The sequence below is a fragment of the Vallitalea sp. genome, assembly GCF_025211055.1.
Lineage (GTDB): Bacteria > Bacillota > Clostridia > Lachnospirales > Vallitaleaceae > Vallitalea.
In genome coordinates, this window is the sequence record NZ_JAOARO010000035.1 from 1 (window position 1) to 22,488 (window position 22,488).

General features: G+C 29.1%; 23 protein-coding genes and 1 other annotated feature. Of the genes, 17 read left to right on the plus strand and 6 right to left on the minus strand.

The features are described 5' to 3' along the window. The coding region (locus tag N4A55_RS04225) for a hypothetical protein (RefSeq protein ID WP_293754254.1) at positions 1–188 on the plus strand (188 nt) is incomplete at its 5' end. Then, positions 160–846 (plus strand): orotate phosphoribosyltransferase, encoded by a 687-nt coding sequence (pyrE, locus tag N4A55_RS04230; protein WP_293754255.1) that lies wholly within the window; start codon positions 160–162, stop codon positions 844–846. The genes N4A55_RS04225 and pyrE, both read left to right, overlap by 29 nt. A gap of 60 nt (positions 847–906) precedes the next feature. Here pyrE and N4A55_RS04235 read toward each other — a convergent pair whose 3' ends face one another. Beyond that, positions 907–2,187, minus strand: coding sequence for a peptidoglycan-binding protein (locus N4A55_RS04235; RefSeq protein WP_293754256.1), 1,281 nt, complete (start codon positions 2,185–2,187; stop codon positions 907–909). 561 nt (positions 2,188–2,748) lie between these two features. Between N4A55_RS04235 and deoC the strand changes: the two genes are divergently transcribed. Continuing rightward, a complete protein-coding gene (gene deoC / locus N4A55_RS04240) occupies positions 2,749–3,399 on the plus strand; it encodes a deoxyribose-phosphate aldolase (protein WP_293754257.1) in 651 nt (216 codons plus the stop codon). A gap of 42 nt (positions 3,400–3,441) precedes the next feature. On the opposite strand, the gene N4A55_RS04245 is transcribed toward deoC, so the two are convergent. The 5 genes from N4A55_RS04245 to N4A55_RS04265 form a co-directional block, all read right to left on the minus strand. Beyond that, entirely contained in the window at positions 3,442–4,539 is a 1,098-nt protein-coding gene (locus N4A55_RS04245) for a pyridoxal phosphate-dependent aminotransferase (protein ID WP_293754258.1), read from the minus strand. A gap of 93 nt (positions 4,540–4,632) precedes the next feature. Beyond that, positions 4,633–5,718 carry a GerAB/ArcD/ProY family transporter gene (locus N4A55_RS04250; protein WP_293754259.1) on the minus strand — a complete coding sequence of 362 codons (1,086 nt, stop codon included), beginning with the start codon at positions 5,716–5,718 and terminating at the stop codon, positions 4,633–4,635. A 16-nt stretch (positions 5,719–5,734) separates the two neighbouring features. Further along, positions 5,735–7,159: a spore germination protein gene (locus tag N4A55_RS04255; RefSeq protein ID WP_293754260.1), complete on the minus strand. Its 1,425-nt coding sequence runs from the start codon at positions 7,157–7,159 to the stop codon at positions 5,735–5,737. After that, positions 7,146–8,270, minus strand: coding sequence for a GerAB/ArcD/ProY family transporter (locus tag N4A55_RS04260; RefSeq protein WP_293754261.1), 1,125 nt, complete (start codon positions 8,268–8,270; stop codon positions 7,146–7,148). The genes N4A55_RS04255 and N4A55_RS04260 overlap by 14 nt, the downstream gene beginning before the upstream one ends. Next, positions 8,263–9,396 carry a Ger(x)C family spore germination protein gene (locus N4A55_RS04265; protein ID WP_293754262.1) on the minus strand — a complete coding sequence of 378 codons (1,134 nt, stop codon included), beginning with the start codon at positions 9,394–9,396 and terminating at the stop codon, positions 8,263–8,265. Before N4A55_RS04265 ends, N4A55_RS04260 begins: the two co-directional genes overlap by 8 nt. 190 nt (positions 9,397–9,586) lie before the next feature. Here N4A55_RS04265 and N4A55_RS04270 point away from each other — a divergent pair, with 190 nt between their 5' ends. The 14 genes from N4A55_RS04270 (at position 9,587) to spoVAD (ending at position 22,476) form a co-directional block, all read left to right on the plus strand. Continuing rightward, complete coding sequence (locus tag N4A55_RS04270) at positions 9,587–10,735, plus strand: hypothetical protein (protein WP_293754263.1); 1,149 nt, start codon at positions 9,587–9,589, stop codon at positions 10,733–10,735. Positions 10,736–10,862: 127 nt separating this feature from the next. Continuing rightward, positions 10,863–11,112, plus strand: a binding site (T-box leader). 53 nt (positions 11,113–11,165) lie between these two features. Continuing rightward, positions 11,166–11,384 carry a hypothetical protein gene (locus N4A55_RS04275; RefSeq protein WP_293754264.1) on the plus strand — a complete coding sequence of 73 codons (219 nt, stop codon included), beginning with the start codon at positions 11,166–11,168 and terminating at the stop codon, positions 11,382–11,384. Positions 11,385–11,467: 83 nt separating this feature from the next. Next, a complete protein-coding gene (locus N4A55_RS04280) occupies positions 11,468–14,113 on the plus strand; it encodes a valine--tRNA ligase (RefSeq protein WP_293754265.1) in 2,646 nt (881 codons plus the stop codon). Positions 14,114–14,869: 756 nt separating this feature from the next. Continuing rightward, positions 14,870–16,177: a bifunctional folylpolyglutamate synthase/dihydrofolate synthase gene (locus N4A55_RS04285; protein ID WP_293754266.1), complete on the plus strand. Its 1,308-nt coding sequence runs from the start codon at positions 14,870–14,872 to the stop codon at positions 16,175–16,177. Continuing rightward, complete coding sequence (locus N4A55_RS04290; protein WP_293754267.1) at positions 16,170–16,316, plus strand: hypothetical protein; 147 nt, start codon at positions 16,170–16,172, stop codon at positions 16,314–16,316. The genes N4A55_RS04285 and N4A55_RS04290 overlap by 8 nt, the downstream gene beginning before the upstream one ends. Positions 16,317–16,332: 16 nt before the next feature. Further along, complete coding sequence (locus N4A55_RS04295; RefSeq protein WP_293754268.1) at positions 16,333–17,745, plus strand: tetratricopeptide repeat protein; 1,413 nt, start codon at positions 16,333–16,335, stop codon at positions 17,743–17,745. 192 nt (positions 17,746–17,937) lie between these two features. Continuing rightward, positions 17,938–18,285 carry an anti-sigma F factor antagonist gene (gene spoIIAA / locus N4A55_RS04300; RefSeq protein ID WP_293754269.1) on the plus strand — a complete coding sequence of 116 codons (348 nt, stop codon included), beginning with the start codon at positions 17,938–17,940 and terminating at the stop codon, positions 18,283–18,285. A 33-nt stretch (positions 18,286–18,318) separates the two neighbouring features. Then, a complete protein-coding gene (gene spoIIAB, locus N4A55_RS04305) occupies positions 18,319–18,756 on the plus strand; it encodes an anti-sigma F factor (protein WP_293754270.1) in 438 nt (145 codons plus the stop codon). Between the two features lie 13 nt (positions 18,757–18,769). Continuing rightward, positions 18,770–19,486 (plus strand): RNA polymerase sporulation sigma factor SigF, encoded by a 717-nt coding sequence (sigF, locus tag N4A55_RS04310; RefSeq protein WP_293754271.1) that lies wholly within the window; start codon positions 18,770–18,772, stop codon positions 19,484–19,486. A 235-nt stretch (positions 19,487–19,721) separates the two neighbouring features. Continuing rightward, entirely contained in the window at positions 19,722–19,865 is a 144-nt protein-coding gene (locus N4A55_RS04315) for a hypothetical protein (RefSeq protein WP_293754272.1), read from the plus strand. Positions 19,866–19,869: 4 nt separating this feature from the next. Next, positions 19,870–20,493, plus strand: coding sequence for a stage V sporulation protein AA (locus N4A55_RS04320; RefSeq protein WP_293754273.1), 624 nt, complete (start codon positions 19,870–19,872; stop codon positions 20,491–20,493). Continuing rightward, positions 20,493–20,924: a stage V sporulation protein AB gene (locus tag N4A55_RS04325; protein WP_293754274.1), complete on the plus strand. Its 432-nt coding sequence runs from the start codon at positions 20,493–20,495 to the stop codon at positions 20,922–20,924. The genes N4A55_RS04320 and N4A55_RS04325 overlap by 1 nt, the downstream gene beginning before the upstream one ends. A gap of 28 nt (positions 20,925–20,952) precedes the next feature. Next, positions 20,953–21,408, plus strand: a complete 456-nt coding sequence (gene spoVAC / locus N4A55_RS04330) for a stage V sporulation protein AC (RefSeq protein ID WP_293754275.1) — start codon at positions 20,953–20,955, stop codon at positions 21,406–21,408. A 51-nt stretch (positions 21,409–21,459) separates the two neighbouring features. Further along, the gene (gene spoVAD, locus N4A55_RS04335) at positions 21,460–22,476 is read left to right on the plus strand and encodes a stage V sporulation protein AD (protein WP_293754276.1); all 1,017 of its coding nucleotides are present in this window, start codon (positions 21,460–21,462) and stop codon (positions 22,474–22,476) included. Positions 22,477–22,488 lie beyond the last annotated feature (12 nt).

A 22,488-nucleotide genomic window follows, 5' to 3' on the forward strand; every position in this document is an offset into this window, starting at 1 on the left:
TATATTTCATAATCAAGGCGCGAAGCGCACATTTTTCGATGAATATGTCAATGGTTTTTGACAAAAAAGTGGGGGGTTTTAATAAAAAGGAATCTAGAAGCGTTGAATTTACTGGCTTAGAGATTCCGAGAGAATATTATACTTTTAGGAGGATTAAAAATGGAACAATACAAGAAAGAGTTTATTGAGTTTATGGTTGAGTGTGGAGTATTGACTTTTGGTGATTTTGTTACTAAGAGTGGGAGAAAGACTCCTTTTTTTGTGAATACAGGTAATTATAGGACTGGGAGTCAGTTAAGCAGACTTAGTGAGTTTTATGCTAAGGCTATTATGGATAATTTTGATACTGATTTTGATGTGTTGTTTGGACCAGCTTATAAGGGAATACCTCTTAGTGTAACTACAGCAGTGGCACTTAGCAATAATTATGATAAAGAAGTAGCATATTGCTCTAATAGAAAAGAAATAAAAGATCATGGTGATAAAGGGATTTTGCTTGGAAGTAAGTTGCGTGATGGTGATAAGGTTATAATTATTGAGGATGTTACTACTGCCGGGACATCAATTTATGAGACTATGCCAATAATAAAAGCTAATGGTAATGTGGATGTAAAAGGATTGATTATATCTGTTGATAGAATGGAAAAAGGACAGGGAGATGCAAGTGCTCTTACTGAATTATCTAAGAAGTTTGATATGAAAACTTGTGCTATAGTAACTATGGATGAGGTTGTAGAGTATCTATATAATAAAGAGATTAGCGGTAAAGTATTGATTGATGATGAGATGAAAGGTATGATAGAATCTTATTATAGTATTTATCGAGGAACTTCCACCATCTATTAATACCCATTCAAGGGCTGTATTAGAGATTTTGGGTTTATACAGCCCTTTGTGTTAACTTTATCATACTAATTCAGCTAATCTAGTAACAGCTACAAATATGTCAGAAATCTTATACCATGTTGGGTAATCAACTATTCCAGTAACTGGAAGTAAAAACGCTTTTTGGAAAGTTTCTACAGCTTCTTTTGTCTTGGGACCAAAAACTCCATCCACTTTTAATATAGGAATAGCAGGATAGTTTTTGGATATAGCATTAAGTTGACGTTGTATAACTCTGACAGGTTCTCCAGTTGAGCCTTGCTGCAAATTATAACCTGGAAACGATGAAGGTATTCCACTTACTTTTTCAGCAGTATTAATATACATATCCATACCATAGAAGTAACGAAGGATTTCTATAGCATCTTCTCCTAGATCACCTCTATATTTGCTTCCCCATTGAGTCATCCAATTTTCACATTGAACTCTTATACCATCACAATATTGAGTTAATATAGGTTGAACAATTCCAGGTCTTGAAAGGTAATTTACGAATAATTGATCAACTATATCTGATATATTTCTATATACATTCCGACCATATACGAATTTATGGTCAAATGCTGTAGAAGATGTAATGTTAAAGTTTTTACCTTTTGCTCTGTACCATTCTGTATAAATTCTATTTAATGTAAATGATAGTATAGCTAGTATATTAGCTTGTATAGTACTTTCAGGCCAAGTAGAATAGATTTCAGATGAAGCTACATTTTTAATGTAACTAGTGAATGGAACAAAATAATTAGGGGCACTTGTATCATCAGGTGATCCATCATGAACAATAATAATGCTAGGTACAACGGGCTGGTTTAATACAATAAAACTATCTTCAACATCATCTTTTACTTCACTTTCGGGAATTTTTGGTGGATATTCTGCATATAGAGTGTGGGGGTCAATGACTAATGTTTCTTGCTGTTGTTTCTTTATCTTTGAAGAAACCTCTACGGTAGGAATCATTCTTACATCTTGCAGAGCCAATTCATTGGGTAATATCTGACAACCTTCAATATTAACTGACTCAAATTCTGGTGCGGTTATTTCAAGATTATATTCTGAATAAGGTTTTGGATTATTAGGTTCAAGACTATATTCAAGTGGCGGAGCATCTAAGTCTATAGTTACTGTTCTACCAAGATTAGTGGTAGTAAGTTCTTCAACGATTTCATTACCAGGAGTAGTTTTTCTAATGGTTACTTTTGCAGAATTAATAGGCTTAAAACCTAATTGAGTGACCGTATTTACTGATAATTGACCAAAAGATTGAGTAGATGTTTCGGCTGGATAAATCCTTTTTCTCATAATTCTCCTTACTATTTAGGCATGATTTTATTTACTTTTAGTATATGAGAAGACAAGTATTATTGCTAAAAAATAAGTTGAATAGTTCTCAACAAAAAATAATAATCAAAAAAAGAGAATACTACTTCCGTAGTATTCTTATGTGGGGGAGAACATATTGTAAACAGGGATACTAAGTAACCTATTACAACCAATCTATACACTAGCCTTTATATAAAGACCAGAATAAGGTTGTTTGATCCTTATATAAAGGCTAATTTATTATCCATAAAAAAGCTTCCATACAATGAATCGTTATTTGGTATCCCTGTAGTAATAAGTATATCCAAATATATTTTTTTATATTCAATCACAAGATAAAATTTTTAACTAAAATAATAAATTAATTTTAGTTAAAGTTGATATTTATTGACTATAGTAATATGTAAAGGTAAACTATAATTAAGCTTGAATTTTATGACATAATAACAATTATGATTTATCCACAAAAAGTAATTAAGTATTGAATATTAGATCTTTTATTTTGTGGAATAATACTATTTTTTATAGGAGGAATTAAATATGAATATAGCTAGTTACATAGACCACACAATACTTAAACCAGATGCGACAAAAGAACAAGTCAATAAAATATGTGAAGAGGCAAAAGAATATAATTTTGCTTCAGTATGCGTAAATGCATTTAGAACCAAATTAGTGAAAGAGCAGTTACAAGGTTCTCATGTAAAAGTGTGTACAGTAGTAGGATTTCCACTTGGTGCTGTACCAACAGAAGTAAAGGTTTTTGAAACTAATTTAGCTATTAAGCATGGAGCTAATGAAATAGATATGGTTATTAATATTGGTGCATTGAAGGACAAGGATTATGATTATGTCTATGAAGATATCAAAGGTGTTGTTGATGCTTGTAAAAATAAAGCGTTGGTTAAGGTAATTATTGAAACTTGTTTATTGACAGATGAAGAAAAAGTTAAGGTTTGTGAATTGTCTGTTAAAGCAGGAGCAGAATTTGTTAAAACGTCAACTGGATTCAGTAAAGGTGGAGCAACTGTAGAAGATGTATCACTGATGAAGAAAACAGTTGAAGAAAATGCAAAAGTAAAAGCTTCTGGTGGCATAAGGGATTATGAAACAGCTAAAGCTGTTATAGATGCTGGAACTGATAGAATAGGTGCAAGCGCAGGAATTGCAATTGTTGAAGGTTCTAAATAAGATATTACCATCAGTAAGTTATAGGCAAGCCTTATGGCTTGCCTAATTGAATATTTTAGATAATTCATCTAATATGAAATCATTTTGTGCTTTATTCATAAAACAAAAGCGGAAAAATTGTGAGTTGAGAAAAGGGAATGTAGAGGCATCTCTAATCATAATTTTTTTCTTGATTAATTTTTCAAATAATTCATGTGAATCAATATCGTCTCTTAATATTTTGATTAAAATAAAATTAGCTGTTGGTGGGAATACTTTAATATCTTTCCAGCTATTCAATTCCTTGTATATTCTATTACGTTCTTGTTCAATGAAATCTTTTGTCATTTTGATATATTCTTCATCTTCAAACATAACTTCACCAGCAAAACTTGCTAAAGAATTGATTGTCCAAGGATTTTTTAGATTATTGATCTTCTCCATAATTGTTTTATTACCACAGATACCGTATCCTAATCTTAAGCCAGGTGAAGCATAGAATTTTGAAACTCCTCTAGTTATAAACAAATTATCATATGATTTCGTAAGTCCAACAGAAGTTATTTTATCCACTTCCTTTGTGAACTCTATATATGTTTCATCTATCATAACATAAATATTTTTTTTATGACAATATTCCAAGATGCACTTAATGTCTTTGGAATAAATAGATGTTGATGTAGGATTATTAGGATTACATATAACCAGTAGCTTAATATCATCTGTTATTTTAGATAATAGATCTTTAATATTTATCTTGAAATTAAGTTCTTCTTCCAAAGCATAATAATCAGAATGACCTCCACCTATTGAGATTTCTCTTTCATATTCTGAATATGTAGGACCCACAATAAGGGCTTTTGTTGGTTTGATGATATTAATGAATATGGAAATGAGTTCAGTTGAACCATTACCAACAATTATATTTTCATAATTAACACCAATGTATTTAGCTAGTTGTTTTCTTAATCTAGTATACACCCTATCAGGGTACATACCAATAACATTAACATTTTTTGATAGTAATTCTAATAGATTCTTAGAAACTCCTAGAGGGTTGACATTTCCGCTATAATTGATAATATCATATTTATTAATATTATAAACTGATTCTATTTTCTCTAGGTCGCTACCATGAAAATGACTTTTTTTATTTGACACACAATCACTTCCTTTACATATTAATTATACCTATTAATATAGATAATGCAAGATATAAACATATTGATAGTTCAAAGGTAAAAAAACCAAGAACTACATTTTATGTTTCTTAACTAGAGAAATAGTAATTAAGAACAAAGGAATAATTAACAGAATAAATAAGCCTAAAAAACCCAGATAATTATGTGATTTTCTTAGTAAATCCATAGTAAAAGGAATTAATGAGAAAATATAGGTTGTAAGACAAACAATGAAAACAATTATATTTCTATTAATCTTAACAAATACTTTGCTTAATAAATGAATTCCCATATACAAAGAAAGAACAATGGATGAATAACTAGTTAATATCCATGCTATGATAAAGAAAAAATCTAGTCTTTTTAATGATTGCAAAAAATCTATTTCAATTCTTCTAATTGTGGCAAATATTGCATCCTCATAACGTATTACACTATCAACACCCATTACAGCGATACTTGTTTCTACAGCTGAAATATAAATAAATGTAATTATAGCAATAGTTATTACTAAGTATTTAATTATTCCTTTATTTTTTTTACCTATATCCATAGGAATTACAGCCAAAATTTCTATTCCTACAAAAGGAAACACTATATCAGGTAGAGTTTTTACTATATCTTTTGCTTTAAAATGGAAAAAAGGTTGTAAATTAGTTAAACTTCCTTGACTAAATGTTGCTAAGATAAGTATTAGAGAGAATACTATAATAACAATACTTAGAATCTCGCATAACTTACTTATAACTATAATATTATTTATTAATGCATAAAATGTAATAGTCACCATAAGTAAAGATAGAGCCCAAACTGGAGTATTTAGTAAAAAGGATAACTTTATTGTTTCACTAGCTAGTCTTGTTATGACACATCCTAATGATATGGAATAGATACATATAATAGTTATAATTATATTTGTTATGACTTTCCCGGTAAGAATTATGCTATATTCATATATAGTTTTATTGCTGAACTTTTTTGCTAGGTAAACAAATAAAAAACTAGAAAAAAGAATGATGGTTGAACCAATAATAATAAGTATCCATCCGCCAGTACCTAGATTTTTTGATATGTTTTTTGGTAGAGATATTATTCCATATCCTATAATGAATGGAAATATTATAAAAGCTATTTGTTTATTAGAAAGAGTTTGATTCAAATTATATCACCTATCTTTATTGCCTTTTATTATCTTTAGTTTTTAGATAACTAGGTCTTTTGGTTGATGTTCTTACATCACTTAGTAGTAAATTTTTTAAATCTTTAAAATTAAAAGGAGATAAAGGAGAGACGTATGAAACACCAAAACTATCTATTGAACAAAGATTAATAATTATAAAGATTATTCCCATAGTAAACCCAAACAATCCAAATATACTAGTTATAATAATCATCAAAAATTTTAATATTCGAAATGTATTAGTAATAGTATAATCAGAAGTAGCAAATGAACCCATTAATGATAAGGATACAATTATAACTAACAAAGGACTTATTAATCCTGCAGCAACAGAAGCCTGCCCTATAACAATTGTTCCTACTATTCCAATAGCTGGACCTATTTGTTTTGGAAGTCGTGTACTAGCTTCTCTAAGAATTTCAGCAACTAATTCCATTAAAAATGCTTCTAAAAATCCATTAAAAGGAACAGTAGCTCTTGACGTAGCTAAACTGATAATGTAATGAGTAGGAAGTATATCCGAGTGAAAGCTTACTACAGCTACATAAAGAGAAGTTAGAAAAAGAGATATAAAAGTACATAATACTCTAATGAATTTAGAAAATAAGCTTATAAAAACATTATCGTAATGATCATCACTGGCATCAATAAATTCGATAAAAGTCTTGGGTACAACCAAAGCAAGATTTCCACCTTCTACTAATATAATAATCTTTCCATCTAATATATTTGCACTTGCAACATCAGAACGTTCTACTATACCAGCTTGAGGGAAAAAATTATATGGATTATTTAATATGAATTTTTGAACGTATCCAGATTCTAATATACCCTCTACATTTATTTTTGATATTTTAGTTTTTATAGAATCTACCAAATTATCGTCAGCAATATCTTTTATATATATGATGGCTATGTTTGTAAGGGTTCTTTTGCCCACTACATATTCATCAATTCGTAGTTGAGGATCTTTTAACCTATATCTAATAAGAGAAAGATTGTCATCATAGTTTTCAGTGAAGGCATCTCTTGCACCTTTTATAGTACTTTCAATAGTAGGATCTTGAACTTGACGTTTTTCTATTTTTAGTGTATTTGCTATAATATATTTATCTTCATTAGGGATAAGAATAATAGACTGACCTTTTAAAATATAGTCTATAAGGTTTGCTTCATCTGTATCAACAGTAATATCATCCATATATATTACTGAACTAATAATATTATCAATAGTTATATTTTTTCTAGTTTCAAGTATTAGGGGTTTAATAATACTTGTAGTCAACCTTGATCTATTGGTAAGTTGCTCTATAAAAAGAATAATAACTGTAGTGTCACTTACTTTTAAGTATCTTGATGTAATGCTTAGTTCTTCTAATTTTTTTGGATTAATTTGTTTACTGTATTTATTTATTTTCATATTTATCATCCTTTTGTGTAACTATATTAGGAGTTTTTTTGTATTTTTTAAATAATAATATAGAGAACAATAATAGGGGTAATGCAATATTGATAACTATACCAATATATCCAATAGAATCTAAAATTGATTTTGTAATTATCATACTTTGAGGAGTAAGGCATATAATCATAGATAATATAAAAACAATTAATACAATAAGATTTTGATTCTTACATTTGAATAGTTTAGTAAAAAGATGAACAGTAATATATCCTTCTAGTAAAACAGTGCAGTATAATGATAATAACCATATTATTAAAAAAACGCCATCTAGTCTTTTTAAAAATTGCAAACCATCCACTTCAATTCTTCTCATAGTAGCAAATACTGTTTCATCATACTGAACAATGCTATCAACACCCATTACAGATATACAAGATTCAATTATTAACAGATACATAAAACCAATAATTAACTGAATAAAAAGTACATTTCTAGATATTTCTTTTCTATTGCTATTCATTGGAATGACAGGTAGTATTTCAAGACCAGTTAGAGAAAAACCAATTGCTAATAAAGAATCAAAAAATTTTAAATCACTAAAATTAAAAAAAGGTTTTATATTGGTTATTTTTCCTGTGAATAAAAGAGTTATAAAAATAGTTATTCCAAATATAATAATTATCATACCAAATATTTCACAGATTCTTGCCATAGATACTAGATTTTTAGTCATTGTATAAAAAGGAACTATAATTAATATGGTAGATATAGCCCATATGGGAGTATTAATTAACATAGTTAATTTTATAGTTTCACTAGTCATTCTAGCAATCAATCCACATATAAAAAGTGTATATACTGCAAATATTATTAATACTAAATAAGATATAAATTTTCCTGTAAGAAGGGGCATATATTCATCTATAGTTTTATTAGGAAAAGCAGTGCCTATATATACAAACATATAAGCTAATACAATTATAATGATAACCCCCACAATGACTACCATCCAACCTCCAGTGCCAGCATTTTCAGCAATACTTTTAGGAATTGATAATACAGCATAACCCATAGTTATACTAAAAAGAAAATAAGATATTTGTCTGCTTGTCAAAGGATTATTCATTATTTTCCTCCTCTTTTGGAGCACTTTTTAAGTTTTGGTTAATAATTTTGGTTGTAGTATTAACATTAATTACAGCTGATAAAAAAGCATCTTCCCAATTAATTTTATTATATTGATCAACATGTTGAGATTTAAATATCTCACCAAAACTAAAAATATCACAAGTATAATCTTTTTGGGCTTTTTTTATAATATTAAGGATAGAGTCTTTTATTTTTATTGATATTTCATTTTCTAAGGCATGAATCATTTTATCATCTAATTTTTTAATATAATATTGATAACTCAATTCGGCTTCAAGTTCAAGATTGATATCAATAATTACATTATCATTTTTATAATGTGTAGTGATATCTCTATTACCAATTTTAATTCTAAAATTATATTTATTATTGGAATCTATAGGATTGGTAATCACTTCTCTTAATTTTGGATTTTTTGCTAATAGATATAATATTGGTTTTGTATCTTCTATACTAATTACATCAATAAACTTTGAATCCTTCATAACACATAATCCTAAATATTTTATATCATTTGATTCAACACCAACATAAGGTAGTAGATATCCTTCTGTACCAAAAGCAATAGTAGAAAGAATGTCACCAACATTAGGACATATAGACATACCTTTATCTTTTAGATGAACCAATATATCATCTAATAAAAAACCTATAGATATATCTTTATCAGTTTTTAATTCAAAAATATATCTAGGTGATTCACGACTTACAATAGGAAATAGAGTTTTTCTATAATCATATTCACTGTCAATTCTATTTATATAAGGTTCAATACCACTTTTTGCATAATTCTCTCCAAACACAACTACCCTAGTTGCACCAAGAAATGTAGAAAAAGGGTTGTTAGAATCATAATTAGATCTGGCTTCTTCAAAAGTTTTGCCATAAGATAATATCGTATATACTCCAGAATTTACTGAGGTTTCTTCTGTTTCCTTAGTTGTACTAAGTTTTACAATTTCTCCAGAAAATTCTATGAGATCATTGACGATATCAACACCTATAGAAACTGCAATACATTTTTTATTAATATCTTTTGAATCCCAACAACCTGTAATTAATATCATGGGAATAAGAAAAATACATATTATCTTTTTGTACATAATTTCACCTTTAATTAAATTTATATTTTAGTAAAGATTAATGAAATTAGTATTACCAATATATGAAATAATAAACATAAATTGACACTATTCTTGACACTTAATTAAGTGAACAATATAATAAATATATACTTGTAATAATATATTACTTGCTAATAATCATAATGTTGAAATATGAAAGAGGTAGCTAATGGGACTAATAGCAAACTTAAAGAATATATTTACCAAAAAAGTTGTTGCTGATATTGATGAAAAGAATTACCTTGGAGTTGATATTAATAGTGTTTATAATGATGTAGAAAATACATATAAATTGTGTAATAAACTTAAAAATACTTATAAGGATAAAGAACAGGTTATAGTAGAATATGATAGATTGAATAAGATTCATACTAGTATTCAGCAGATTGAAAAAATGAATAAAAAGCAATTAGTGGAATTTGAGGATTGTGCCAATAATTATATTGCTGTTAAAAGTGATAAAGTAGAATATGTGGATAGAATAAAGGGTGTAGGACAACAATTTGATTATCTTCAGGATTATGAGGAAGATATTAATGATGTAATTAAGAATCTAAAAAGTGTTGAAAAACGACAACGAGATGTTAAAAATGATATTACATATATAGAGGGAGAAAAAGGTGATCTTCTCTATGGTAAAGAGAGGTTAATTAAGGCACAGAAATATGTAAAAGTATTGATGATTGCTTTATTAACTATTTTTGCTTTTTCTGCATTAATATTAAGCATTATGTATACTAATAATGATATTGATATTTTTATTCCTTCAGTAATTATGATTGTAGTTGTAGGATTCTTCAGTATGTGGATATATATTTTCAGGAGATATGTCATACACGAAATCAAGAAAAACAATATTTTGATGCAAAGGGCTGTTGAGCTTCTGAATAAAGTAAAACTGAAATATGTTAATAATGAACAGTTTCTAGCTTATGAATATAATAAATACAAGGTTAAAAGCGGAGATATGTTGGAGGATAGATGGAAACAATATGAGCAGAATAAAAAAGATAAGAGCAATATACATAGAATATCAGGTAATATAGTTATTTTGGAAGATGATATTGAAAGAGTACTTAAAAAACATGGTATCCAATCAATTAATTATATCTTAGATAACATTGATATATATACCAATAAAGAAAATAGATATACGGGTATGGAAAAAATAAAGCAAGATAAAAAAACTCTAAAAAATACTTTGGAACAATATAATAATGAGATACAGCTTATAACCAAAATACTAATTGATGTTAAGAATAATGATACTACTAATGAAAAGGTTATAACTAAGATGATTAATGATGTACTTATATAATTAAAATTATTCTTCTTGGTGCAAGCAAGTCAGAAAAAGAGTTTTGTTCTGACGTGGCATTTGCAAAAATAGCCTTGACAAACAAAAAATATTATAATACCATATAATATAATTAGTTAAAGATAGTATAAATGCAGTGAGAAAGAGGAGTATGTTTGATACGGCTTACAGAGAGGAAAATTACCTTGAACTTAGTTCAGGTAGCTGAGAAATTTTCTATGATATGACAAACAGAAGGTAGCTTTTTAGCAATTTATCTGAAATTATAGTAGGATAAATCGGATGACTCCGTTAATGGTTATTAAGTGCTTATTTTGTATTGGTTATGCTGATACATATAAGAATTAAGGTGGTACCACGGTCTTATCGTCCTTATAGGGGATGATGGGATTTTTTTATTTTTAGGAATTATTTTTGATGAGGTGATTAAATGAAAATAATAGGCATTATTTTACTAGTAGTTGGAGTAATAATTTTTTATGGTGCAAAGCTTATGTATAGAAGGAATAAGAAAAAGTTAGATTATAATCCTAATAGGAATGATAATGAGGAATTCTTAGCGTTGTTGAATAACGGAACTATTGTTACTAGAATAATTGGAGCATTATTAGTAGTAGTTGGTGTAATAATAATTGTACTATTTAGTTAATATATAATTTTAGCACTATAGATACTCATACAATCTTATCAAAGGACTAAAAATAATTTTAAAAAATATATAGGAGGCAAGTTATGGGAAAAAATTTAGATAAAACTTACGATCCTTCTAAGGTAGAAGGAAGATTATATCAGAAATGGATGGACAATAAATATTTTCATGCGGAAGTAGATAGAACTAAGAAACCATTTTCTATTGTGATTCCACCACCAAACATTACAGGGCAGTTACATATGGGGCATGCTCTTGATAATACTATGCAGGATATTCTTATAAGGTTCAAAAGAATGCAGGGTCATAGTGCCTTATGGCAGCCAGGAACAGACCATGCAAGTATTGCTACAGAAGTAAAAATTGTTAAGAAAATGGCAGAAGAAGGAATTACGAAAGAAGATATCGGAAGAGAAAAATTTCTAGAAAGAGCTTGGCAGTGGAAAGAAGAATACGGTGGAGTAATAGTTGATCAGCTTAAGAAATTAGGTTCATCTTGTGATTGGGATAGAGAAAGATTTACTCTTGATGAAGGATTATCTAAGGCTGTTGAAGAAGTATTCATCAAGTATTACAACAAAGGTTACATCTACAAAGGTTCCAAGTTAGTTAACTGGTGTCCAGTTTGTCAAACCACAATATCAGAGGCAGAAGTTGAACATGAAGAAAAAAATGGACATTTCTGGCATATTAAATATCCTATAGTAGGTTCAGATGATTTTGTTGAGATTGCAACAACAAGACCAGAAACTATGCTAGGGGATACTGCAGTAGCTGTACATCCTGATGATGAACGTTATAGCGATCTTATTGGTAAAAAAGTAATTCTACCATTAGTTAATAAAGAAATACCTGTAGTAGCAGATAAGTATGTAGATAAGGAATTTGGAACAGGAGTAGTTAAGATTACACCAGCTCATGACCCTAATGATTTTGAAGTTGGACTTAGACATAACTTAGAACAGATAAATGTAATGAATGATGACGGTTCCATAAATAAAAATGGTGGTAAATATCAAGGATTAGATAGATACCAAGCAAGAAAGCAAATGGTAAAAGACCTAGATGAACAAGGATTACTTGTAAAGGTCAAAGAACATACACACAACGTAGGTATGCATGATAGATGTAAAAGCGTTATTGAACCAATGATTAAACAACAATGGTTTGTTAAGATGGAAGAATTAGCAAAACCTGCAATTAGAGCTCTAAAATCTGGTGATTTAAAATTCGTACCAGCCAGATATGGTAAGATATATCTTCATTGGTTAGAAAATATTAGAGACTGGTGTATATCAAGACAGTTATGGTGGGGACATCGTATACCAGCTTACTATTGTGAAGATTGTGGAGAAATCATAGTTAGTAAAGAAGCCCCTGAAAAATGTACTAAATGTTCTGGTACTAAGTTCCATCAAGATGAAGATTCACTTGATACATGGTTCAGTTCAGCATTATGGCCTTTCTCAACACTTGGCTGGCCTGAAAATACTGATGAATTAGGATATTTCTTCCCAACTAATGTACTGGTAACAGGATATGATATCATTTTCTTCTGGGTAGTTAGAATGGTATTCTCTTCAATGGAATTCATGGGTGAAGTACCTTTTGATACAGTACTTATACATGGTCTTGTAAGAGATTCACAAGGTAGAAAAATGAGTAAATCTCTTGGAAATGGTATTGATCCATTAGAAGTAATTAAGCAATACGGAGCAGATGCTCTAAGATTAACATTAATGACTGGTAATGCACCTGGAAATGATATGCGTTATTACGATGAAAAAGTTGAAGCAAGTAGAAACTTTGCCAACAAGATATGGAATGCATCAAGATTTATATTAATGAATCTTGAAAACATAGAAGAAAGAGAAGTAGCATTAGATGAATTGACACCAGCAGATAGATGGATATTATCTAAAGCCAATACTTTAGTAAAAGATGTTACAGAAAACATGGAAAAATATGAGTTAGGTATTGCTGTAGCAAAATTATACGACTTTATCTGGGAAGAATTCTGTGACTGGTATATTGAAATGGTAAAACCTAGATTATACAATGATGATGACGATACCAAAGCAGCCGCATTATGGACCCTAAGAAATGTATTAATAACATCACTTAAGCTATTACATCCATATATGCCATTTATAACTGAAGAAATATTTACTTTTCTTCAAGATAAAGAAGAATCTATCATGGTTTCTAACTGGCCAGAATTTAAAGAAGAATGGAATTTTACAGCAGAAGAATCAGAAATCGAATTAATCAAACAAGCTGTAAGAAGTATTAGAAATGTAAGAGCCGAAATGAACGTACCACCATCAAAGAAAGCAAAAGTTTTTGTTGTATCCGATAAAGAAGAAGTAAGAAATACATTCCAAAAAGGAAAAGTATTCTTTGCAACACTTGGATATGCTAACGAAGTAGTTATTCAAAACAACAAAGATGGTATTGATAATGACGCAGTATCAACAGTTATAGAAGATGCAACTATATTTATGCCTTTTGCTGAACTTGTAGATATCCAAAAAGAGATAGAAAGATTGAAAGCCGAAGAAAAGAAACTTGAAAGTGAATTAGATCGTGTAAATAAAAAATTAGCTAATGAACGATTTGTTAGCAAAGCACCTGAAAAAGTAGTTGCCGAAGAAAAAGCAAAGCTTGAAAAATATTCAAGTATGATGGAACAAGTAAAAGAAAGATTAAATAATTTGATTGCAAAATAAATAAAAAAGTAAGTAAAAAAAGACAACGGGTGTGTATATAAAGGGTCTGTCTAAAAATACATTAATTATGAGACTCAGCTTCCGTAAAATGGACTCTATTTAGCTACCCAGACCCTTAAACGTCCTGTTTAAAGGGTCTGGGCTACATTAGATAATTTGTATTGTGATACAGCCCCCTTTTTACTATATATGCCACTCTTGAGCCAGTAAAAGCTCTAATATTTCTTTAGATTATAAAAGAAAAAAGAAAAATAAACTTGTAATCCTAAAGTTAGAAACCTTAAATGCCAGATTAATAGAGGGGTTATACCTACCATTCTCCAAAGAAATTATCTCCATTCAATATCTCCTTTAGTAAAAAATACTACTTACCTCTTAACAAATGTAAAGTGAACTTTACATTGCATTTTAATTCAGCAACATTATACACAATCCCCATTAAGATACACATCGAATAGAATAGGGAGGTTACTAAACTCTTAAAAACTAACTACAATGAAAATCTGAGTTGACGTACATAATAAAAAGGTGGTATAGGACTCGTTTTACGCAGACCGTTCCTTGGAGTAAGGCAAGTAAAACGAGTCTTATACCACCTGCCCCCACATACTAAACCCAACCATCTATTTTACTATTGAAACTCCCAATCTTATATGATACATTTATATAGAATTTAATCATAAAAATTAATCGAAAAATACAACTATATACATCGAGCTTATGTATTTTAATATAAACCCCTGGAGGTATTAACCCTTGAACTATAATGAAGCTACTAAATATATAATTAATATATCAAAATTTGGAAGTAAATTAGGACTAGATAATATAAAAATGCTACTAAAACTATTAGATAACCCCCAAAATAACCTAAAATTCATACACGTAGCAGGAACTAATGGAAAAGGTTCTGTATGTACCATGCTCTCATACATACTATGCGAACATGGCTACAAAACTGGACTATTCACATCACCACACCTTGTAGAAATAAACGAAAGAATAAAAATAAACAACACTAACATAAGCAACGACGACCTAACAGACATATTAAATCTAATTAAAGAAAAAATAGACTATATGGTTAAAAGTGGTTTTAATCATCCAACTTTTTTTGAAGTATTGACAGCAGTAGCATTTGTATATTATAAGAAAAAAAATGTAGACTATGTAATATTAGAAACAGGACTAGGAGGTAGATTAGATTCAACCAATGTAATTCAAAATCCTATAGTATCTATAATAACATCAATTGGATTTGACCATGTTGCTATTCTTGGAAATACTATAGAAGAAATTGCAAGAGAAAAAGCAGGAATAATAAAACAAGGTAGACCTACAGTTTTATATTATAATAAAAAAGAGATATTTGATGCAATTAATGTCGAATGTACAAATAAAGAATCGAAACTTTATAGTTACAATGATTTCAACTATAGTATTTTAAAAAGAACCAAGAAAAACATTGATTTTTCTATAAATAACAAGTATTATAATTATGAAGAAGTTTTTTTGAACACTATAGCTAATTACCAAATGATTAATGTTTCTATTGCACTTACCGCTGTTGAAGTATTAATTGATGAAGGTATAAATCTAAACCCACAATCTATATTAAAAGGTCTAAAAAAATTCAAGTGGCCAGGTAGAATGGAATATGTAATGGATAATATGCTAGTTGATGGAGCACATAATACCCAGGGTATCATCATGTTTGTAAATAATATTAATACTTTATATAATAATACAGAAATCAACATTCTATACGCTAGTTTAAAAGATAAACCTTATAATGAAATGATTAGTGAACTAAAAAAATGTAATAATATAAATAAGATGATTTTGACTCAGATAGATAGTGATAGAGCAACAGACGTTAATCTACTTAAGGAATCCTGTGAAAAATTAGGTTACGATAATCTTTGTCCAATAGCTAATATAGATGATGCAGTTAATTATGCAATACAGTTAAGTCGTGAAGGTAGAATGGTATGCTGTATCGGTTCACTATATCTGGTTGGTTATATTAAAAGTAAAATTATAAAGGAGGACCAATATGATTAATTTTGAAGAAGAGATTAAAAGATTTAAACCATGCCTAGAAATTGAACAAGCAGAAGAATCAATATATGCTTATGATTCAAAAGATGTGTCCGATATTTTACAAGAGATGATTAAAGAAATAAAAAATGATGATAAGTAGAGTGGTGAGATAATAAATGAGTAAATTATGCCTAAAATGCGGTAGTGAATTAAACGATGAGGATATATGCACTAATTGCGGACTAAAAAATGGTATATATGAAAATATTCAGAATGCTTCAAAAATACTTTATAATCAAGGTTTGCAAGTTGCTAAGCTTAGAGATCTTACTGGTGCTATTAGCTTGTTAAAAAGAAGTTTAAAATTAGATAAAAACAATATAGATGCCCGTAATTTATTAGGACTTATATATTTTGAGATTGGCGAAGTTGTATCAGCACTACAACAGTGGGTAATAAGTAAAAACATACAAAAAGAAGATAATATTGCTGATTATTATATTGAAAAGATTCATCATAATCAACATAAATTAGATACAATAAATTCTGCTGTTAAAAAATATAATCAGGCATTGAAATACATTGAACAGAAAAGTGAAGATTTAGCAGTTATACAGCTAAAAAAAGTAATAAGTCTTAATCCTAATTTTGTAAAAGCTTATTGTTTGTTAGCACTTTGTTACATACATGACAATAATTTAGCAAAGGCAAAAAAAATATTATTAAAAGTTTTATCTATCGATAAAAGTAATTATGTAGCATTAAAGTATTATGAACAAATAACATCACAAGATCCAGAAGAATCCAAAGAAAAAGATAAGATATATGCAATTGACAAAAAACAAGATAGTTTTTCAATTAAGGCTAAACCTAAAAAGGAAAGCAGGATTAATCCATCAGTTTTACAGTTCGGTTACGTAATATTTGGTGTTGTCATCGGACTTCTAGTTGCAGTATTTCTTATTGTACCAGGAAAAGTAAAAAGCAAAACAAAAGAAGTTGATAATCTAAGAAAAGAGATATTAACTAAGCAAAATGAATATGATACTTTGTTAGATTCTCTTAATAGTGATAAGGAAAAATTACAATTAGAGCTAAATGAGAAGAATGAACTTGTTAAGCAATATGAAGAAAAAACCGCTAACTATGAAGCGCTAGAAAATCTTCAAAATGCAGTTTCATTTTATCTAGATAATAACAAGGAAGCCGCAGCTAATAAATTATATATTGTTAAACCAGAGAATTTGACGTCAACTTCAAAAGAATTATATAATAAATTAAGACAGGAAATATATCCTGTCATAGCAAAAGATGCTTTTAATGAGGGTTCAAGATTATATAGTAGAGGTAAAAGCCCTGTAGTTGAAAAAAAACTCAATCAGGCTATTACGTATTTCAAAACTGCTACAAAATTTGCAAGTAGTGATGCTTATTTTACAGATGACATGCTTTATTACGAGGCAAGATGTCATCAATTATTGGGTAATAACAAAGAGGCAATTGATTTATTCCAGAAACTGCTAGATCAATATCCAAAATCAAGCTTTAGGACTTGGTCAAATAACTATATTAATGAATTGAAAAATTAAAAATATAAATAAGGAGCTGTTTCATAATATTTTTATGGTAAACATTTTGATGGAAATACTAATCTATCATTTGATTAAAAATATTATGGAACAGTTTTTTATTTTAAAAAAAATTATAAATAAAAAAGGAAATTGGAAATAAATGGAGAATTTATTAAAATATGTAAAATATTTACAGGAGGAGGTAATCTAGTGTCTACCCAATGTAAAATTGTAAAGAGAAGCTTAATTGTAAATGTTTCTGAAGAACTTGATCATCATAATGCAGAAATAATTAGAGATAAGATTGATAAGCTTATAATAAAACATAATATTAAGTGTGTCATATTTGATTTCTCCAATACGAATTTTATGGATAGTTCGGGAATAGGGGTTATAATGGGACGATATAAGAACATAAAAAATATGGGAGGTAATGTTGTAGTTACAAATGTTAATACTAGAATGGATAGAATCTTTAAACTATCAGGTTTATATAGAATAATTAGTAGTTATGATAGTGTAGATCAAGCACTAAAAAATATTTCTAATATTAGCTGAATAATATATTTGATTATAATAAAGGGGGATATTATGAAGTACGAAAATGAAATGAAAATTGAGTTTAGTAGTAAATCACAAAATGAGTCTTTTGCAAGAGTGGTAATAGCATCTTTTGCGGCTCAACTAGACCCAACACTTGAAGAATTATCAGATATTAAGACAGCTGTTTCAGAAGCTGTAACCAATGCAATTATACATGGTTATGAAGAATATGATGGACAAGTTTATATGTATTGCAAAATTACAGATAATAAAGTATATATAGAAATAAAAGATTTTGGAAAAGGTATTGGTGATATTGATAAAGCACGTGAACCCCTATTTACTTCAAAACCTGAATTAGAACGTTCGGGAATGGGTTTTACAGTCATGGAGACTTTTATGGATGAAGTGGAAGTAGAATCAAAAGTGGGTGTTGGATCAAAAATAATTATGAGGAAAAAGCTAGAGAGTTTAGAAAAGCTTTGAGAAGGTGTTGAATATGGATAAAACACTAGAACTTATAAAAAAATCTCAACAAGGGAATCAAAACGCAAGAGAACAGATTGTCGAAGAGAATATTGGATTGATCTGGAGTATTGTAAAAAGATTTTCTAATAGAGGGTACGATTTGGACGATTTATTTCAGATAGGTAGCATTGGATTGTTAAAGGCAATTGATAAATTTGATTTATCATATAATGTAAAATTCTCAACTTATGCTGTTCCTATGATAATGGGAGAAATAAAAAGGTTTATGAGAGATGACGGAATGATTAAAGTCAGTAGATCATTAAAAGAAGTAGCTAATAGAGTACGTATCAATAAAGATCTTTTGAATAAAAGATTAGGTAGAGAACCCACCATAGATGAAATATCTCATGAGATAGGTACATCAGTTGAAGAGATCGTAATGGCTCTAGAATCTAATGCAGAAGTAGAGTCTCTCTATAAAACTATTCATCAAGGAGATGGTCATCCTATTTTCCTAATAGATAAACTTGAAAAAAACACAGATGAAAACACAGTGATGATAGATAAAATAGCGTTACGTCAGGTAATTAGTCAATTATCTCCAAAAGAAATGGAGCTAATTATACTTAGATATTATAAAGATAAAACTCAGACAGAGATAGCAGAGAAGATTGGTATATCTCAAGTACAAGTTTCAAGGTTAGAAAAAAAGATCTTAAGTCAGATTCGTGAAAAACTATCATAAAATAGAGTAATTATTTGAAAATTACTCTTGTCATATATTTGTTTATTTGTATTTTCATTCCCATTAAGGAAGATAAAAATTAATTTTATCTTATCCAAACCTATGATTTCTAATCATAGGTTTTTTTTTGAATTTTATAATGAAATAGTAACTTTTCTTGTAATTACCAGAATAGTTATGGTTAATACTTCAAAAAATATTAGTAACTTATATAAAATTTTAAAGAGGTGATTAAATGAAATATAAAAGAATATTGATAATCGCTATTATGCTTGTATTAGTATTAGTATCTGTTATGACTTATATGTATTTTAATAAAGAAACAGATATAACATATCAAGGAACATTTGTTAATCGTACCTTTAATAAAAAAGGGTGATTAGATGAATAATGTATATATTAAAGCTAGTAAAAAAATATGTATTACAGGGAAAAAAAATGTTATTATTGACGATATCGCTGATATAGAAGGTAGAAAAGATATCATAGACAAGATAAAAAATATTATAGTATTTACTATAGATACTAATGAAAAAAAGAATTACTTATTATCAATAATTACAGTAATTACAGAAATACAAAAAGTGTTCGAAAATATAACGATCCATAATGTTGGTGAAGAGGATATTATAATATCCTATAGCCCTAAAAAGAAAGAATGTAAGTATAAGAACCTAATTAACATCTTCAAGGTTATATTTGTTTGTATTACCCTGTTTACTGGTGGTGGTATTGCAATAATGACTTTTCATACAGATGCAGCTGTACCAGATGTATTTGTAAGATTATATAGTTTGTTTTTAGGTGAAGAAAACCTTAACCCTCTAATTATTGAGATACCATATTCTATTGGTTTGGCAGTAGGTATAATCGTATTTTTTAATCATTTCTCTTCAAAAAAATTAACAGATGACCCTACCCCAATAGAAGTAGAGATGAGATTGTATGAAAGAGATGTAGAAGATTGTATTATAGAAAATCTTAGTGATGAAGGGAATAAACAATAATGGTTTTACACTATTTATTATTAATAATTATTGGATTTGGTGGTGGGGTAGTTATATCAGGGGGTGTCTTTGCTTTTATAGCTATTATCGGAATTGTGCCTAGATTAGCACAAAAAACCGCAACACAAAAATATATATGGATATATGAAGATGCCATTATGTTTGGTGGAATGTTTGGAACCTTAGTGATGATTATGGATTTTGAACTACAATTAGGGAATATTGGAGGGATTGTATATGGATTCTTTTCTGGTATTTTTGTAGGATGTTTAGCTGTTTCTTTAGCAGAAGTATTAGATGTAATACCTATTTTAACCAGACGATTTAATATAAAAGTAGGAATGACATATTTTATAGTAACATTAGCAATTGGAAAATTGATAGGTTCATTACTCTACTTTATCATACCGGGATTTTATAAGATAAAGTAGAGTAGAGAGGTAAGAAAGGATTTTTATAATGGAAAATATTAATGAGAAGCAAAAAGAATTTCAAAAATTAGTTGATAAAACTTCGCCAAAAGCTAGTTTGTTAAAAAACTGTATATGGGCTTTTGTAGTAGGGGGAATCATCTGTTGTATTGGTCAGGGAATTACTGATTTGCTAATGTATGTAGCAGAACTTCCCAAGGATACAGCATCTACTTTTACTAGTATTATTCTAGTATTCATTGGGGCATTATTAACTGGACTCGATATATATGATAGTATTGGAAAAAAAGCAGGAGCAGGTTCAATAGTACCTATTACAGGATTTGCTAATTCTATTGTATCTCCTGCTATTGAATATAAAAATGAAGGTTATGTATTTGGAGTAGGAGCTAAGATTTTTACTATAGCAGGACCAGTTATTCTATATGGTATGATTTCTTCAGTTATAGTAGGATTAATTTATTATATGGTGGGTGTAGGATAAGATTGAGTTAGTAGAAATTATAGTATTTTTTTTTGAAAGGATGATTATAGCATGGGTAGTCAGGTAGGAGAGCAAACTATAGCTTTTGATAACCCCCCTACTATTATAGGACAAGGAAATATTGTAGGACCTAAAGAGGGTAATGGATTATTAAAGGAATATTTTGATAAAATATTAGAAGATACTATGTGGGGAGAAGAATCTTGGGAAAAAGCTGAGAGCAAAATACTTAATACAGCTATAAATTTAGCAATTGATAATGCAAATATTGCAAAAAATGATATCAGGTATATTTTCGCAGGTGATCTTTTAAACCAATTAACAGCTAGTACTTTTGCTATTAGAGATTTTAAAAAAGCCTTTTTTGGGTTATATGGTGCTTGTTCAACTATGGGAGAATCATTAATATTGGCTTCTATGGCTGTAGAAGGTGGTTTTGCTAATTATTGTGTAGCAGCTACATCCAGTCATTTTTGTGGAGCAGAAAAACAGTTTAGATATCCTTTGGAATTTGGTAATCAAAGGCCACTAACTGCTACTTATACAGTTACTGGTAGCGGGGCTGTTGTAGTGGGTAATACTGGAAATGGTCCAAAAATTACACATGTCACACCTGGAAAAATAATTGACCTAGGTGTAAAAGATACCATGAATATGGGAGCTGCTATGGCACCTGCCGCAGCTGATACTATAATTACTCATTTTAAAGATACTGGCAGATGTGCAGCTGATTATGATTTAATCGCAACAGGAGATCTAGGAATGGTAGGTAAGAAATTGACCATTGAATTGGTTGGAAAAGCAGGATACGATTTGAGTAATAATTATACAGATTGTGGTATTGAGATATTTGATAATGAAAAACAGGATACACAATCAGGTGGTAGTGGCTGTGGTTGTTCAGCAGTTACGCTGACAGGTTATATTTTAAAAGAGATGGCTAAAGGTACATTCAATAGAATTTTATTCATACCTACAGGGGCATTATTAAGTCCTAGCAGCAGTTTTCAAGGTGAGAGCATACCGGGTATAGCTCATGCTGTTGTAATACAAAATAGCCAAGAATAGTGTGAAGGAAGG